A 16,044-nucleotide genomic window follows, 5' to 3' on the forward strand; every position below is an offset into this window, starting at 1 on the left:
GGTGAATGAGGAAAAAACCGAATCGTATCGCGCCCTGTACCGGGTGCGGCCGTTGATTTATCACATCGGGGATATCCGCTTGTGGATGCCGATCCGGCAGGATGGCGTCGTTTTGTGGTTTGTCTATGTCGGCGTGTTTTTCATCTTTTGTTATCTTTTCCCGCTACTCTCATGGGTGCTTCCGTTTGATCGCACGATCACGATGGTGGTCGGCCCAATCGCCGCCGCGTATTACACGGTCAAGCTCGATCCGGCAGGAAAGTCGGTTCCGCGCTATTTGCGGGACATTCTGCATTTTTTGGTGCGGCCGAAATGGTTTGTTCGCTGGCAAGTGATCCGCCAACCTGGGGAAAGACGGAAGATTCAATTTGTTGGCCGTTGCCGACCCTATGAACGATTTTCACTAAAAAACGGCATCGAGGAATGGCGCGGAGGCAACGTGCGGCTGGGTGGAACCGTGGAGGGCCTGCAAACGCTCCTGCTTCCAGCAAACATGCAAGTCCGTTGGCGCGCACGAACAACGTTGCTAACAGTGACGCCGTTCAAGCGGAAATCGAAACGATCGGTCGTTCCGCCTGCACGGTTGGAAGGAAAAGCACGGCGGGCACTGGCGTGGACAACATCCGTTCCGGTACAAGTGGATCGAGAGAAAAGGAATGACCTCATCGAGATGTGGAAGGTTAGCAAACGGATCGACTCGTGTGAAAATGAAGAGGACGGATAAAGAGACGAAGCGTGGTGATGGAGATGGGGAAATGGAACCACAAGGTGTCCATTGGTGTCGACGATATTCTTGAAAATGAGTCGACCAGTGTGGAGAAAAAGGGCCAGGCGATCACCGAGCGATTAAGTTGTGAGGCGTGTTTTCGGTCCTTTCCGCATTTCACTGAGTTAAGGGCGGCTCGGGATGCAGAAGAACTTGATGAATGGCTGACTCGCATGTACGACTATGCCGACCGAAATCGCTTTTGGATCACGTAACAGTCGGAACGGTGGGGGGAGGTGAGACGACTTGAAATTTCCGGTTTTGTATTGGGAGCAAAATCTCCTGTTCGATACGCTGCTCAAGCCATGGGCGGTGTACCGGATTCCGCTGAAGCCGTACGCCTACCAGTCGCCGGAGAAAAAGGGCGGCACGGTCAGCGTCATGCAGCAGTTTTTGCACAGCTATCACGGCAGCGGCCAGCTTCTTTCCGTGACCCGGATGATGGATGCCGGCGTATGGCAGGCCAGACGCACCGGTCAGGGAGCGGAACATGAACGGTATGTCCAAGCGGTCATGCAGCGGTTTGCCGAGCGGCGGCCGTGGCAGCGATCGCTTTATCTCATTTTGCAGCTGTCCGCCGTGCAAAAGCAATTTCCCGAAGTGGATTTGTCGGGACTTCGCAAAACGGGCGAAACGCTGCGGGAGTGGGCCGGCGCGCTGGGGCGAAACATTCAGGAGCAGTTTTGGTATCGCCAGCGCGGTGAACTGGAAATGGAACGCATGCACATCGCTAGGTCCGCCGAAAGCCTGCAGTTTAATCAGGTGAACCAACACCTCGGCGGCGAAAGGTGCGGACCGCAGGAAATTGAATGGCTGCTGCGGCGGGGCTTTTTCCGGGGGGTGGCTTTGGAGCCGGAACTGACGCTGTCACCGGAGACCATGCGCGAGGTGCGGGTGATGGGCGAGAAGGTACTGCTGCGCCCCAAAAAATCGCTGCCGGTGCTCCTCGCCGCGGACCTCATCGGGGAAGAAAAAATGAAGACGTGGGTTGTGCATCACGATGACCTGGAGGAAGACAGCATGAAAAGTTTTCAGGCGTTTTTCTCCGTCGTCGATGTGCCCGAGGAAATTGCCACCGTCGGCGACGAGTGGCTGTATGCGCTCGAAGACCTGCCCTTTCCTGCCGAAGTCAGCATTCACTTTCAGGTACAAACGCCGCATGAAGCGGCAGGCGGCCTTCAGCGCAACCGCAAGGTACTCAAAGACCAGCGGCGAGAATACCACGAAGCGTCGGAGGAAACGCCGATCACGCTGGAGTGGGCCGGCAAGCGGGGAAGAGTGTTGGAAAACAAGCTGCAAAAAGGGATGCCGCTTGTCTGGTCATCCGTTTGGCTGAATGTGTCCGCATCTTCCCGCAAGGAGCTGGAGGAACGGGCGGCGCAGCTTCTGCAATTGTATGCGACTAAACAAATCCGCATCGTCCGCGCTCCGGCGGATCAGGCGAACGCGTTTCAGCTGTTTTTACCGGGCTCGGCCATGGAGAAAGAAAACCGGATCCCGATGGACCCGAAATTTTTGTCTGCCGGCATGCTGCACGGTTCCCGGGAGATCGGCGATCCGGATGGGGACTACATCGGGCGCACCTTGCACCGCATTCCGGTGCTGCTGGATCTAAAACGTCCGATGTCCAAGGAACTCAATCGTTCCGGTGCGATTGTCATTGTCGGTACGCTCGGCGCCGGAAAGTCGGTGCTGAAAAAGACGCTGTATTACCAAGCGCATAATCAGGGCGGCATTGTGTTTGCAATTGATCCGAAAGGCGAAGACAGTTGTTTTTCGCTCATTCCGGACATCCGCGAGAATATGGTGCTGCTCAACTTTTCGGCGGAGTCGCAGACGAAATTCAATCCCTTTCGCATGTCGAAATCCGACCAGCGGTGTCACGGCATTGTGCTGGATTTCCTCAGTCTGCTGCTGGAGGGAACGCGCAACGATGAACGGGCAGATGCCATCATGGAAGCCGTCGAGCGTACGTATGAACAGGAACGGCACGACCTCTTTACATTTATGAAAGAACTGGACCGGATTGCGGCCGAATCGTCGGTTGAAGCCATCCGGATTGAAGCCCGGCGCTGCGTCAATCGACTGCAATCGTACTCGCGAAGTCCGTTTGGCAAGTTCATCTTCGCCCGCGACGGGGAAGAAAATGCGCAATTGAGCGGCGCGCGGTTTGTGGTGATCACGCTGGCCGGATTGCCGCTGCCCAAGAAACGAAGTGAGCGCGTGCAGACCAACTTGACGCCTAACGAGCGTTTCGGGCTCGGCATCATGTATCTGGTTGCGGCGCTGGGGCGGGAGTATATGTTTCACAGCCCGCACGACATACTCAAAATATTCGGGATCGATGAACTCTGGATGCTGAAGGCTTTTCCCGAAGGGGCCCTGCTGATTGATGAAATCATCCGCATGGGCCGTTCGTTTGCGGTGGTGCCGCTTTTTGCCACACAAAATCCGGGGGATGTGAGCGATGAGGAGACGAGAAACAATCTCGGCTCCATTTTTTGTTTTAGGACGGAAGATCCGAGAGCCATTGCCGATAATTTGACGCTGCTCGGCCTTGATCCGGACGACGAAGATATGATTCAGGCATTCCGCGAACTCAAGGCAGGGGATTGTTACATGAAGGATATCACCGGCCGCATCGGACGGGTGCATATCGAACCGACGCCGGATGATCTGTTGCAACTCTTTAATACGACACCGGATCGGTTGCTGGAGGAAAGAAGGGGAGCCGATTGAAACGATGTTGCCGCTATGGCCTTTTGTTGATGGTCTTTATTGCTTGTTTGCTGGGGCTGGGAGGCAGTTTAACCGCCCATGCGGAAACTCCCAATGACATGCTCGATCAACTGCTTCCGGGCGAAAGCGAAATGGGCATCGTGCCCGGCGAACGAACGCTTGACTACCGGCAGGTGCCTCCCGACCTCTATACCTTTGATTTGGGGTACGATTTGGTGGAGTGGAAGGGATGGAAACCGAAGCTGAACAATCCGTTTCCGTTCATGTTGAACTGGATTAGCAACGTGCTCTTTGTCGGCGGCGCTTTTATTGTCCGGCTCAGCATCTTTCTGATGCAGCTGGGTTTTCACACGGACTTGGTGAACGGGCAGCTATCTATGATCCTCCCCATGATGGACGGTATGCGAACGAGTTTATTTGCCAAGTTCCTTCCGTTTGCGCTCGTCCTGCTGGCGGCATGGATGGTAAAGATCGGATACTGGAATAACCAGACGACGCGGCTTATGTCCGGTGTGGTCGGCTCACTCGTTGTGCTCATCGGCAGTTACTGGTTTTTCAGCCACTCCGGGCAGAGCATCCGCGCCATCTCGCAGACCATGGATCAACTGACCCAAGTGACGATGGGCTCACTCGCCGCGCCGTATCAACGCGTCACCGGTGATCAGGCTGCAAATACCGGGTTCACCCATGTGGCGGATCAACAGCTGTTGGCAACGTCCAATCGACTGTGGAAGCTGTTCGTCGACAGACCTTGGACCATCGGAGAACTGAGCCGGCAGGATGCGAACGCGGTACGCTTAACAGCAGAGGAAGTGAAAGCCATTGTCGAGAAGGCCAAAGAAAACGACATGAACTTTTTGGTAAACGAAGGAGACTCTTGGTCCACTCTTCTGCGGCAGTATGCGCCCGGTATGGGTCAGCGGGATATTTTACGCAAGGTACTGGGCGACCCCAAAATCAATCACGGCGACCATGCGGACATCCCGTATGTGTTCGGGGGCGGCGCGGCCGGCATACGCTGTCTGATTGCGTTGTTATCGTTGATTGCCGCGCTGACGCTTTTGCTGTTTGTCGGGACGATTGCGTTGATTCTAATTTTGGCGCAGGAAATGGCGCTGGCCATTCTGATTTTAGCGCCGCTTGTGCTGTTGCTCGGGTTGTTTCCGGAGCGGGGTTTTGCGTTTGTGCGCCGCTGGGTCGGTTGGCTGATTGGCGTCCTTGGCACAAAGGTAATCTACGGCTTTTATATGGGCTTTACGCTGCTGATTGCGGATATTGTGGCGCGCGGGTCCGGCCTACTCTTGCTGCAGCAGATTTTTGTCGCGCTTCTTTTTTTCTGCGCCTTTTTGTTCCGGAAAAAGGTACTCAAACAAATCTTAAGCATTTTCCAAGCTCCCACGCCGCATGAAATGTACGATGCCTCTAAACGGGAGGTCGTTTACCACCTGGGCGAAGCGAAGCAGTCTTGGCAGCAGACCAAGGAAAACACGAAAAAAGCAAAAGCCGCCGTGAAGAAAATCCTTTCCGGATCCAATCAGTCGGGGAATGAAAAAGATGAGTAAATTTCGTGAGACCCGCAAACGTCTGCTTCAACAAAGATTCCTTTCTGAAGTGGTCGTTCACGATCTTATCACACGATCACCCCCGCGGGAAAAGGCGCTCGAACTTGTGTTCAACGGCTATATGCTGGAGGATTCAGTGATGGAAAGTAAGTATGAACAAGAGGGGATGACGATGAATGTTGTGAAAGACTGGGAGGCGCTTGTAGCCAATTTAAGCCGGCGGGTACAAAACGGGGACGCCTCTTGCCGCCCGCTTCTGGAAAAAGCGGAACGTGAACTGCTACAAGCACGCGAGAAAGATACGGGCCAAAGCGGCAATGGACGTTAAAGCTGAATGGAAGAAGCGGCTGATTTTGTGGGTGATCGGGGGCATCGGTTTTTCGGGTTTGGGGCTCATTGCGTTATTCAGCCTGCTGCTTGTGGTCATGCTTGGCATGTTCGCCAGTTCTTCGGATTCGTCCATGGATCGCATTCCGGTACCGCAGCAAAAGACGTTCGATATTCCGGCCGCTCTCCTTCCGCTGTACATCCGAGCAGAAAATGAGACGGTGTCCTGGAATCGGCTGGCCGCCATTCAGCGAGTGTCGACCAACTTTGGCCTGGAAAAACCAAAGCAAAGCGGCACGATCGGCGTTTTTGGCTTTCCTCGTTCCCTTTGGGAGACCTATCAAATCGATGGAGATCAGGATGGAAAGATCGATCTGGATAACCCGGTTGACGTCATTTACTCATTGGCGAATCTGTTTAAGCAGAGGCAAAACGAGGCAGAATCAACGTTGGCTCTGCTGTTTCCCGATCCGGCCGACCTAAGCCGGGTCTATGTCAAGGAACAGGAATACGCCTTGTCGCTGGTCATTCGGCACCATTGGTTGTGGCCGTTAGTCGGCTATTATTCTCTATCCAGCACCTACGGCTTCCGAACCGATCCGATCACCGGACAGCCTGGAGCGTTTCACGACGGCATCGATATTCCCGCGCCACGCGGCACACCGGTCTTGGCGGCACGTGATGGAATTGTCGTCCAAGTTGAGCGAAGCACGTCCGGATATGGTAATCTGGTCCGTTTGCAGCATACGGGAGGCGTGGAAAGTTTTTACGGCCATTTAACCGATATTGGCGTGACGATGGGGCAAACGGTGCATCAAGGCGAAGTGATCGGGTGGGTCGGCAGCACCGGGAAATCCACCGGACCGCATTTGCACTTTGGTATGGCGCAGAACGGCCAGTCCGTCGATCCGCAAACGTTTGTGTTCAATCAGAAGGGGGGAGTACCGGATGGTGATGGTGCATCTGCGATTCCGTGAATGTGAGCACAATGGCGATTTGGACCATTATGCGCGGGATGTCGTGAAATGCGGTGGAGAAGTCATTTATCGCGAATTGGATGCGTTGCACGAAAAAGGATTGCTTTCCGTTGAATTCGATAACGAAGCAAAGAGGGAAGAATTTTGGCGCAAGTTCAGGCAGACGGATTCGTACTCCTTTTGTTAAACAGGAAAATTCCATAACGGTGATACAAACGGCGATCTCGGAGGAGGTCGCTTTTTTATTGCCGTCAACAGGAGGAACTGCAATGGGAAAATCGGTACAAAAAGTAATGACTCGCGGGGTGCAAAATCTCGGACTGTCCCAAACGGTCATCGAGACCTTGTTCAAGAAAGCGGAGGGACTATTATCTTCCACTACCTTCCTTGCCTTTGGGCCGAAAGGCCAAGCTATATCCATTAACGATGGAAACGGCAAGTCGCTCGGAACACTGCCGTTCATGCTGCCGGAAAAAGTATGGATTATCTTTGACGATCATGGTGCCGTTGGATAGCAACCGCTCTTCTCCCGGAGGAGTATTGATGTATCTCGGTCCCTGTGTCGATTTGTTTTGTGGCGCAGGCGGATTGTCCTCCGGGTTTAAGCAAGTAGGGTTTGACATTAGGATCGGGGTAGATCTGGATGCATCCGCACTATTGACATATCTGCACAACCATCCACAGGCGGCTTGACTTACAGGGTACTGTACCGTTACCGACTTGTTATTAATTGAATCGGTGTATGACTATGAAGCAGTGTGCTGTTCAGAGTTACCGGATTTGCGTGCCGCACTTTTTGTTTTTCTTTCATCGATCTATCAACCAGAGGAGGTAAAGATGTTGCTAAAAAGCCCGATTCGATGGCAGGGTGGCAAGTCACGACTGCGTGAAGAAATCATTCGTCGTTTCCCGCCGCATATCGTTTATGCGGAAGTGTTTGGCGGCGGAGGCTGGGTGCTGTTCGGAAAGGAACGCTCCAAAGTGGAGGTTTACGCGGATATTAATGCGGAACTCGTCAATTTTTTTCGAGTGATTCAGGAAAATTGGGAGGAACTGGCCCAACGCTTTCAATGGGCGCTTTACGCACGCGATGAATTCCAACGGATTATGAATCGCCGCGGTCAGGAGCGCGACCCGGTCACCCGTGCCTACGATTTTTATTACCGGATCTATTCCCATTTTGGCGGCAAATATAACGACAGTGATGATTGGGGGTACACACGGAGCAAACCGGCGTATGACTTGAGCAAAGTAAAACATAAATTCAAACTGGCACACGAACGGTTAATCGGGGTATATATCGAAAACCGATCTTTCGCAGAGCTACTCCAGCGGTATGACTCGCCGGATACCTTTTTTTATTGCGATCCGCCCTACCTTGGCCTTTCCGGATATTTGTACAAATTTGATGAAACGCATCACCGGCAGTTAAGGGAGCTGCTCGGCACGATCAAGGGCAAGTTTCTGCTCAGCATTAACGACCATCCGCTTATACGGGAATGGTACAGCGTGTTTCACATAGAGAGTCTGGAAACCAGATATTCAATCGCCAAACAGCCCGCAGGCCGCCAGCCGGTGAAAGAATTAATTATTATGAATTACTCTTCTACAACTGATAACAAATAAGCTGGATGTTATCAACCTACAAGAACGACGGAGGGAAGACAGGTATGAAAACGGCAGATGTAGTTGTGTATAAACAGTTAAGAAAGGTGCCTCGGCTCCCTGAGTACGAAGACAAAACGAAGCCCTACACCAAGCTGTACCGGAATGTGCCGATTTTCATTGTTAGCCCAATAGAACTAAACCACATTATTCGTCTCGATCATTCGAAACTCCTTGAAACACATTGTCATGAATCCCTGCTTATTTTAACGGATAAAGCCCGTGTAATGGCAGTGGAGCCTGAAGGATACGATTATGCAAAATACACTTGGACGATTGATCGAGAAACCGCGTTAAACATTTTAAGTCAGGTCTAGTGGGACAGAGAGGTCGAAAAATATGGAGGATCAGGTACGGATCGAAAACAAAAACGGGGAATTTGCCATTATCCTCGTCCAATCGGGGCAGTCGCATCTAATGGACCAGCGAGCTTGCTTTGAAGATGCCAAGGAATACTCCATCCATTTGTCCAAATCCATAAAGCTCCCCGTGTATTATGAAGGTGAAAAAATGACTTGAAGGTAAAGAATGAACCCAAGAAAGGAGAGGAGCTAGTGCAAGTATATTTTTTTCGTGCCCGAAAACGTGACAAACTCATTGAGGACATTCGTCAGTTGGGTTGGTCCACTCGGGTCATCTATGATATCCATAAAGTGACGAAAGATATCAAGTGGATCATCCTGGATGCAAGCTCAGGAAACTGGAAGACCAATGCTGCCATCTTTACGAGAAAAGGGCTACGGATGTTGCTGCTTATCGACGAAGAAATATCAGAGGATGAGCTGAGGGAAATCGGAATTTCGGGAGTCCTATTTCCGGACGAACAATTTTGTGCCCGCTATTTAGAGCTGACGCAGATAGAAGAGGTACTAGCGGATGAAATCACGGCAACGAATGAACCGAATCAAAGCATTCCCTTATCCCAAAGGCTGAACAAGACCAGCTCAGAGGAAATAACAAACGAAACGAAATTGCCGATTCAAATAACAGTAAAGAAGGAAATAGCCTCAGTAGACATCTTTAATCAGCAGCCAGAAACGGATACCGCAGAATCAAGCTTCAACGAAAAAATGGAAAGATCCACTTTGCCTTCTATAGTTACAGTATATGGAGCGAAAGGAGGCATAGGTCGAACCGTATTCCTGCTAAATCTGGCTTCGGTTTTGGCGAAATTTGGTCTTAAAGCCTGTGTGCTGGATTTGGATTTGTATCATGGCACGGTGGCAGCTACGCTTCAAGTTCATCCCGAGTGGGCCATTACCGATTTGGTTCGGAGAATACACGAGCCCAAATTAAGACAAACCTGTCTCCAGCAAAGTGAGATGGGTTTTTCTTTTGTCGCGGCACCCACAAGCTACATGGATATTTCAGGGATAACGATCGATGCCTTGGTGGAGGTGATTCATTTCTTGAAAGAGGAAATGGATATCGTCTTGATAGATATACCGACTATTTTTGATAGTGGATTGAAGGGGATTATGGAGCACTCCGATTCCATATTGTTGATGACTTCTGACGAGTCGGCGAGTGTGAAGAATCTTCGGATGATGGCCGGCGAATTGCAAAAGTTGGGAAAGCCGCAGCTCTTCACGATAGGGAATCGGGTAACCGGACATGGCGTCAGCGAAGCCGAATTCAAGGAATTCTTGCCTTGGCCTTTGTTACTTTCATTCGCAGAAGATGCCACTGTCGGGATTCTCGCAAAACGCGGCAAATGCATTGCGATCGAGCAGCCCACTCATGCCTACAGTGTCCAACTGGAGCGGTTGGTTAGAAGATGGGTAGGGCAGGAAGCAGCGGCGAACAAATCGTGGTTGGGTAGTTTACAGCAACGATTGATTCCAAAAAGAAAGGGAGGGAAGCAGCCATGAAGGTATGGGAAATGAAAAAATCCAACCTCATTTTTATATTCGCCACCATCCTTGCCCTTTTGATGGGCTTTAAAGTGCAGAACCTGCTTTCCCAAGTGAAGCAGGCTGGCGTCGTCCAGGCGGCAGCGGTGAAAGATAACGTGACGATCGGAGCGTATCAACTCATTCAAGCCTCCGACGTCACGCTGAAAGAAGTGCCGAAGACAAGTGTTCAGCCCGATACGCTCTTTTCCTTGCAAGAAGTGATCGGAAAACGAATGGCCATGACGGTATTGCCTTCTACTACCTTGCGCAAAGGGAATTTGGTTTCATCGAGCTCCTTGACCGGTGTCTTATCAAGTCTAGGCAAGGAGAATGTAGTGGCCGTCACTATCCCGATTGATATCGAACAAGCGGGGCTTGGCAAAGTGGGGGAATTCGTTACCCTGCATGGGATCATGCGGCAAGGGACGGAGGCGGCACTGGTCAGTATTCGGAAAGTGCCCATTTTGGAAAAGACGGCTCAGGTGGTAACGGTGGCGGTAACCACAGAACAGTCGGACGCCCTGGATCAAGTTCTTTTATCTGGTGGCAAAATTCGCATCGTTTTAAATCAACCGTAGGAGGTGCTTCATGTTACGTGGCTTTGGTCAACCTCGAACCGAAGATTCTCCAGACCGTTCGGTGGCAAAGAGTAGGATTGAACTCGGATCTGTCCTAACACGGGTATACAGTGAACTGCGGCCTCACCATTTTAATTCGGAGGATCCTGAGTCAATGCCGGCACTGCAGCAACTGATTCTTCAAGTTGTAAAGGACGTGTATCCGCATCTTCCAAGGGAGGATAAGGAACGGCTGATGAAGTTAGTGATCAGTGAAATGACGGGTTTCGGTCCACTTGATCCGCTCATGCGGATGGAAGGCGTTACGGATATCCAGGCCATCGGGCCGCAAACCATCCATTATACATTAGAGGGAAAACGGCAAGCCTTTGTGGACGCCCAATTTCGGGATGAAGAACATTGCCGTCAATTTGTGCATCGGCTGGCCATTCAATGCGGGCGCACCTTCGATGAATCCGTTCGCGAGGTGGACCTCGATTTAGCCGACGGGTCCCGTTTGCATGCGATCAAGACAACATCGGGAACGGTGATGACCATTCGTCGCCCCTCCCGTTTTTTGGATTTATCGTTTCTTTTGAACAAGCGGGTGATTACGCATAAAGCGATAGCCTTTTTAAAAGCGGTACAGCAGCGAAAACTTTCCTGGATTATCGCGGGGAATACCGGATCGCTCAAGACCACATTGATTCAGTTATTGCTTTCGCAGGAAGTGGTTTCTCCCAACCGCGTTGTGGCCGTGATTGAAGAAAAAAAGGAGCTGCGGCCTGACCTGCCCTATGTGATCTCGATGGAGGAAGTGTTGCCAAAGAGCGACGGGCAAGGGGGATACCAGCTGCGGCAGTATGTGCGGGCGGCGATGCGAATGTATCTCGATGTGCTGGTGATCGGGGAACTGCGCGGTCCGGAGGCGCTGGACGCGCTACGTGCGGCGAACTCCGGGCATCAAGTCATCTCTTCGATTCACGCGGGGACACCGGAGCAGGCGCTTGCTGCACTGAAGACACTCGGTCTAACGGCAGGTCAGGTCTCTGAAACCGTCATTGATGAACTGATCGCCGGCGGGATCCGCATTCTTGTTCAAAATGAACGAATCGAAAGCAGTTCCGGGTATCGGCTTTTGTTGAAATCCATTTCCGAAGTGGTTTATCAGGACGGGATGCTCGCTGCTCGACCGATATTTGAGTTTCAAGAGGAAGGCTCGGGAATGGACGGCGTACCCGCCGGAAAACTTCAGTTTCTAGGACTGAGTGAAGGCTTGGAAAAGGATTTTCATTCCTGGGGAATTCCTATTGAGGCTTTACTGGGAGGAAATAAATGATCGGACTCGGGATAAGCATCGTGGGTTTATTGATTTTGGCCGGTGTGTGGCAGCAGAAACGGGAACGATGGATCGCTTTCCGGCGATTCATGCTCGGAAGTTCGGCCCATCCGCACGATTCTATTGTCTTACAATGGCTGGAGCGGCGATTTCCATTTGCACCTGCTCGATCTCTGCCACTGATCATCAGCCTTTTTATCTTGCCTGTTCTCCTCGGTATCGTCATGGCATTATCACAGCAATCTTGGGTCCCAGTTTTGTTGGGAGTTGCAGCTTCTTTATTTGGCCCTTGGGGCACTTACTCTCTAAAAAGTTACATTTGGAAAAGGCGCTGCCGCAACCAAATGAAGGACGCGTTGCGTTTGGCCTCTACGGCTTTGCGTGCCGGGACGACTTTTGCGGAGGCGCTGGCTCGCGCGGCTTTGGAATTGCCTGAGCCGATGAGCGGGCTCCTGCTCCAGGCGAACCGGGAAATTCGTCTGGGAAAACCGGAAGGGGAAGCCTTCCACAAACTTGCGGAACAGACAGGAGTTAGTGATTTTTCCTCCATCGCCGGATTAATTGAGCTAACGATCGTAAAAGGTGGGAAACTGCCCTATATTTTGGATGATGTGGTGAATTACATGGAGGAAGATGAAGAACTGCTCGCGGATTTACGCGGCGAGACTTCTTCCTACCGCATGTCAGCCTATCTTCTTCCTCTTTTATTATTGGGTTTATTGCTTTGGTTTTGGCCGGCGATCAGCCCTATGCTGAACCAGACCTGGTTTTTTGTCCTATTTGTAGCGGCCCTAAGCTTCATGAGTGTAGGGCTTTTTTTAACGTATCGATTGGTACGGAAGCTGGATGTGTAAGAAACCGGATGACCAGGACGAGGAGGTGAGAAGGTTTGTGGGTTTTGGTTTGTTTAGGGATTGTCAGTTTGTTTTTTATAGCCTATCGATTTCGCCAGTTGGAGAGTGGGGAGGCTAGCGCCAGTAATCCGGAAGTCCCGAAGGAAAAGGGGAGCAGGCTGCGTACGATTCAAAACTGGACAGGTGATTATTTGCTTCCGGATTCTTATGCATCGTGGCTGAAGAAACGAATTTCAGCTGCTGGTAAGTTAGCAGGGATGACGGTGGAAAAGTTATATTTTCGTCAATGTGTAGCAGGGGCTTTTGGCCTCATACTTGCCGCCATACTGCCCCAGCGTGGAGGATGGCTGTTTGTCCTTTTTATGGGCGGTCTGGGCTTCCTGTTCCCTCTATTTCAGTTGCATTCCCCGGCACGAAGGCATGAAAAAGAAGTTCGGATTGCGGTAAGAAATTGGCTTATGCTGCTGATTCCGCTGCTTGAAGGCAATCTTCACTTTCAGAGCACGCTCTTTGACGTATTCCGCCGCATCCCCGGTTCCCTGAACGAGGAGGTTAACCGGATGACGGTACAATTCACGGGCGGACGCTCTCTGCGAGAAGCGCTGTGGGATGCCGTTGCGCGCGTACCGGTAAGAGAATTCGTTCAGCTCGTCAGGGTGCTCATGGATGGAGATCGTTACGGTCCGCAGGAAATGGCGGGCAGATTGAAAGAACTGAAAAACAGAATGGACCGGCACGATCGGAGAAGAGCGAAAAAACAGATTAAAGATGCGGTGACGCGTCTTTTTTTCGTTGTCCTGCTGTTTATTTTTGTGCCGATCCTGATTCTCGGATTTCTAATTTTAATGCAGTCCATGAAGAAAAATGTCACGTTATAGGAGGAAACGGATGCGAGCCATGGAGATACAGGTTCTGGATTCCCGTACACTGCATATCGTTTTGGCCGGTGCGAAGGAAGACTGTTATGGAAGTGCTTCCGACGAACTCGCGAAACAAATCGCGGAACAGCGCGGCTTTGATCCGAAAGGGAGCCGTTATGTGAGTCCCGTGAAACGAATTCGGGGGAATGAATATAAACTCAGCTATGAATTTTATAAGCGGAAGTGAGGGGACTCGCCAGATGGACGTTATTGTTGCTGAAGTTTGCCCCCATTTCAGAACGGGCAGAGAACGGCTGCGGGTTGTCATTACAGGAACCGAAGAAGAACTCGACAGTCAGGCTTCAAAATTACTCGCCATTCGGACCGCCTATGAAAAAGGATGGTATGGACATGGATGGAGTAAATCGGGAACCCCTGTTGTAAACGGCCGTTTCTGTTCGAAGGACTTTATTTTCCACAGCCGGTTGTAACAATGATGCGAGGTGAAAAGGAATGCGTGTAATGGAGGCAAGCGTGAGCCATCCGATGAATGCAATGGGCGGATTGTATGTATTAATTCAAGGAACACAAGAAGAGATCTACGGTCACGCGGCAAATGATTTAGCCATCAGAACCGCAAATGCACAGGGGTGGAACGGTAACGGAAAATCTACCGTCGGCATTCCAAGCAGAAAAGGTGTCCTCCCCTATACCAAAGCTTATTGGTTCCATGATCGAAAATAAAAACTATGGGAGTTGACCGGGTGATGAAAAACGCACGAATGAAAATGAAATCAAGAATAAAACAATTGATTTGGGATCGGAGCGGACTGGAATTCTGGGAGTACATGGTGTTTGCGATTGTCATGGGACTCGTTGTATGGGCGATGAAACCGCTTTTGCTTGATTTGTTTACAACCATCATCACAACCTTGAAAACATGGTGGACGTCGCAAATCGGCCGTTAATCATCAGTCAGAAAAAATTATTGGAGGTGGATGCAGGATGAAAAAATTTTGGAGGCAAGTTACCAAAAACGGAAGCCAATTGATCGAGGACGAGCGAGGGTTAGAGTTCTGGGAATACATGGTTTTTGCAATCGTCATGGGACTTGTCGTGTGGGCGATGAAGCCCATCTTGCTGGATTTGTTTACGACCATCATCACGACGCTGAAAACGTGGTGGACGTCGCAAATCGGCCGTTAATATGTCGATGCCGGAATTGGTTGTTGTCGTCATCCTGGCACTGCTTTCCGCTTATTCCGATTGGAGGAAGTCCATGATACCGAACCGGCTGACGATAGGGGGAATCTTGGTTGGATTCCTCTTATCCGCTTTCCATGGAAGGTTCGATGTCGCACTGGTCGGATTTTTTTCGGCGTGCACCTTACTCGTTCCTTTCTTAAAAGGCTGGTTAGGTGGTGGCGATGTGAAATTGTTGATGGCCTATGGAACATTGCTGGGGGCCTGGCAATTGGTTGATCTTTGGATGGGGGCTGCATTCTTATCCGTTGTCTTTGCGCTCGCCATCGCTTATAAGACCAAAAGCGCATTACGGCATACAGCCGTTCCGTATGCGGTTCCCCTTGCAGCGGTGGTTTTATGGACCGTCGGAAGGGGGTTTTTTCACTTATGAGAAACGGCGCACGTTTTTTTAAGGACAAGCGTGGCAATGTATTTTTGGAACATGCTTTCCTTACGTTTCCTTTGCTGCTCATAGGTGTCGTGCTGCTTGCGAATGCCGCGATGTTTTTTCATGCATATCAGGTCGTTTCCTCGGCTTCCGCTTCGGGCGCAAGAACGGCTGCCCGCATGCAGGACAACGGCGCCGTTATGCAATCTGCACAAAAGGAGCTGCAGGCAGGTGCGCTTTCCCTTTCTCCGCCACAGTTTAATTCGTGGTCAGACGTAAATATCAATTACTATGATGGGGCCTATTGCACAGTAAAGGTAACGTATCACTTTCGGTTTCCATTTTCGTTTAGCAAGGTGGGAATAACGGTGGATGATACCCTTGATTTTAGTGCCGGTTCAAGTTTCATGCGGGAGTGGTAGTGATGGCCAAAGTCTTTCTGTTCTTTATCACGATTGCCATGACGTGCCTGGCCATCGATATCGGATATGTCGTGGCCGTTCGCTGCGAAATGCTAAATATCGAGGATGCGTCAACGCTTGCCGCGGCCCTCCAGCGCGATCAAATTCCGGACGGGTGGGATCAATGGGGAAGACCGAATCACTGGTATCCGGATATTCGAGAGGTGGCGGCAAGGCAAAGCGCGCAAGAAACATTTCAAAAAAATGCCGGCCAGAAGCTGATTTTGCGAAACATTACGTTTGATGAGGTGCTATATCAAAAAATAAATAACAGCCGGTATAAAGTTTACGCGAGGGCCTCCGTCCCTCTTCCTTTATCGACAAAATTTTTGCAAGCATTCGGATATGCCGCCCCGGATCCGTGGCCCGTGGTGGCCGAATCTATTGGTGGCTTTCGATAGAAAGCCGA

The 16,044-nt window shown here is 51.0% G+C and carries 25 protein-coding genes; all 25 read left to right on the plus strand.

The genetic code is table 11. From position 1 onward, the window contains the following. The first annotated feature begins 1 nt into the window (after position 1). The 25 genes from G519_RS0101605 (at position 2) to G519_RS0101725 (ending at position 16,036) form a co-directional block, all read left to right on the plus strand. Positions 2–724 (plus strand): TcpE family conjugal transfer membrane protein, encoded by a 723-nt coding sequence (locus G519_RS0101605; RefSeq protein WP_029193181.1) that lies wholly within the window; start codon positions 2–4, stop codon positions 722–724. A gap of 11 nt (positions 725–735) precedes the next feature. Then, positions 736–981, plus strand: coding sequence for a hypothetical protein (locus G519_RS0101610; RefSeq protein ID WP_127527846.1), 246 nt, complete (start codon positions 736–738; stop codon positions 979–981). Between the two features lie 31 nt (positions 982–1,012). Next, positions 1,013–3,505, plus strand: coding sequence for an ATP-binding protein (locus G519_RS0101615; protein ID WP_029193183.1), 2,493 nt, complete (start codon positions 1,013–1,015; stop codon positions 3,503–3,505). Then, positions 3,502–5,067, plus strand: coding sequence for a hypothetical protein (locus tag G519_RS41330; protein ID WP_051252991.1), 1,566 nt, complete (start codon positions 3,502–3,504; stop codon positions 5,065–5,067). Before G519_RS0101615 ends, G519_RS41330 begins: the two co-directional genes overlap by 4 nt. Then, positions 5,060–5,395 carry a hypothetical protein gene (locus G519_RS0101625; protein ID WP_029193184.1) on the plus strand — a complete coding sequence of 112 codons (336 nt, stop codon included), beginning with the start codon at positions 5,060–5,062 and terminating at the stop codon, positions 5,393–5,395. The genes G519_RS41330 and G519_RS0101625 overlap by 8 nt, the downstream gene beginning before the upstream one ends. Beyond that, complete coding sequence (locus G519_RS41335) at positions 5,385–6,371, plus strand: M23 family metallopeptidase (protein WP_051252992.1); 987 nt, start codon at positions 5,385–5,387, stop codon at positions 6,369–6,371. The genes G519_RS0101625 and G519_RS41335 overlap by 11 nt, the downstream gene beginning before the upstream one ends. Next, positions 6,343–6,558 carry a hypothetical protein gene (locus G519_RS0101635; RefSeq protein WP_084159978.1) on the plus strand — a complete coding sequence of 72 codons (216 nt, stop codon included), beginning with the start codon at positions 6,343–6,345 and terminating at the stop codon, positions 6,556–6,558. Before G519_RS41335 ends, G519_RS0101635 begins: the two co-directional genes overlap by 29 nt. Positions 6,559–6,640: 82 nt before the next feature. Continuing rightward, positions 6,641–6,886: a hypothetical protein gene (locus G519_RS49830; protein ID WP_029193186.1), complete on the plus strand. Its 246-nt coding sequence runs from the start codon at positions 6,641–6,643 to the stop codon at positions 6,884–6,886. Between the two features lie 28 nt (positions 6,887–6,914). Beyond that, complete coding sequence (locus tag G519_RS49835; RefSeq protein ID WP_127527848.1) at positions 6,915–7,064, plus strand: DNA cytosine methyltransferase; 150 nt, start codon at positions 6,915–6,917, stop codon at positions 7,062–7,064. Between the two features lie 144 nt (positions 7,065–7,208). Beyond that, entirely contained in the window at positions 7,209–7,997 is a 789-nt protein-coding gene (locus G519_RS0101650) for a DNA adenine methylase (RefSeq protein ID WP_244279972.1), read from the plus strand. A 44-nt stretch (positions 7,998–8,041) separates the two neighbouring features. Continuing rightward, positions 8,042–8,353 carry a hypothetical protein gene (locus G519_RS0101655; RefSeq protein ID WP_029193188.1) on the plus strand — a complete coding sequence of 104 codons (312 nt, stop codon included), beginning with the start codon at positions 8,042–8,044 and terminating at the stop codon, positions 8,351–8,353. 22 nt (positions 8,354–8,375) lie between these two features. Further along, positions 8,376–8,555: a hypothetical protein gene (locus tag G519_RS0101660; RefSeq protein WP_029193189.1), complete on the plus strand. Its 180-nt coding sequence runs from the start codon at positions 8,376–8,378 to the stop codon at positions 8,553–8,555. Between the two features lie 35 nt (positions 8,556–8,590). Next, positions 8,591–9,907 (plus strand): AAA family ATPase, encoded by a 1,317-nt coding sequence (locus G519_RS0101665; RefSeq protein ID WP_127527850.1) that lies wholly within the window; start codon positions 8,591–8,593, stop codon positions 9,905–9,907. Continuing rightward, positions 9,904–10,509: a CpaB family protein gene (locus tag G519_RS0101670; protein ID WP_029193191.1), complete on the plus strand. Its 606-nt coding sequence runs from the start codon at positions 9,904–9,906 to the stop codon at positions 10,507–10,509. The genes G519_RS0101665 and G519_RS0101670 overlap by 4 nt, the downstream gene beginning before the upstream one ends. Positions 10,510–10,570: 61 nt before the next feature. Beyond that, positions 10,571–11,827, plus strand: a complete 1,257-nt coding sequence (locus G519_RS0101675; RefSeq protein ID WP_161632897.1) for a CpaF family protein — start codon at positions 10,571–10,573, stop codon at positions 11,825–11,827. Beyond that, positions 11,824–12,681, plus strand: coding sequence for a type II secretion system F family protein (locus G519_RS0101680; protein ID WP_029193193.1), 858 nt, complete (start codon positions 11,824–11,826; stop codon positions 12,679–12,681). The genes G519_RS0101675 and G519_RS0101680 overlap by 4 nt, the downstream gene beginning before the upstream one ends. Positions 12,682–12,716: 35 nt before the next feature. Then, positions 12,717–13,559 (plus strand): hypothetical protein, encoded by an 843-nt coding sequence (locus tag G519_RS0101685; RefSeq protein ID WP_029193194.1) that lies wholly within the window; start codon positions 12,717–12,719, stop codon positions 13,557–13,559. Between the two features lie 10 nt (positions 13,560–13,569). Continuing rightward, positions 13,570–13,788 (plus strand): hypothetical protein, encoded by a 219-nt coding sequence (locus G519_RS0101690; RefSeq protein ID WP_029193195.1) that lies wholly within the window; start codon positions 13,570–13,572, stop codon positions 13,786–13,788. Positions 13,789–13,801: 13 nt separating this feature from the next. After that, a complete protein-coding gene (locus G519_RS0101695; RefSeq protein WP_029193196.1) occupies positions 13,802–14,032 on the plus strand; it encodes a hypothetical protein in 231 nt (76 codons plus the stop codon). Between the two features lie 22 nt (positions 14,033–14,054). After that, positions 14,055–14,285 (plus strand): hypothetical protein, encoded by a 231-nt coding sequence (locus G519_RS0101700; protein ID WP_029193197.1) that lies wholly within the window; start codon positions 14,055–14,057, stop codon positions 14,283–14,285. Between the two features lie 23 nt (positions 14,286–14,308). After that, positions 14,309–14,509: a hypothetical protein gene (locus tag G519_RS0101705; RefSeq protein WP_029193198.1), complete on the plus strand. Its 201-nt coding sequence runs from the start codon at positions 14,309–14,311 to the stop codon at positions 14,507–14,509. 37 nt (positions 14,510–14,546) lie between these two features. Next, positions 14,547–14,747 carry a hypothetical protein gene (locus G519_RS0101710; protein ID WP_029193199.1) on the plus strand — a complete coding sequence of 67 codons (201 nt, stop codon included), beginning with the start codon at positions 14,547–14,549 and terminating at the stop codon, positions 14,745–14,747. A 7-nt stretch (positions 14,748–14,754) separates the two neighbouring features. Further along, positions 14,755–15,177, plus strand: a complete 423-nt coding sequence (locus tag G519_RS0101715; protein WP_029193200.1) for a prepilin peptidase — start codon at positions 14,755–14,757, stop codon at positions 15,175–15,177. After that, a complete protein-coding gene (locus G519_RS0101720; protein ID WP_029193201.1) occupies positions 15,174–15,596 on the plus strand; it encodes a TadE/TadG family type IV pilus assembly protein in 423 nt (140 codons plus the stop codon). Before G519_RS0101715 ends, G519_RS0101720 begins: the two co-directional genes overlap by 4 nt. Before the next feature lie 2 nt (positions 15,597–15,598). After that, the gene (locus G519_RS0101725) at positions 15,599–16,036 is read left to right on the plus strand and encodes a hypothetical protein (protein ID WP_029193202.1); all 438 of its coding nucleotides are present in this window, start codon (positions 15,599–15,601) and stop codon (positions 16,034–16,036) included. The last annotated feature ends 8 nt before the right edge of the window (positions 16,037–16,044 follow it).

Origin of the sequence: Paenibacillus alginolyticus DSM 5050 = NBRC 15375 (assembly GCF_000422905.1) — a bacterium.
In the GTDB taxonomy this organism is placed as follows: Bacteria; Bacillota; Bacilli; order Paenibacillales; family NBRC-103111; genus Paenibacillus_E; species Paenibacillus_E alginolyticus.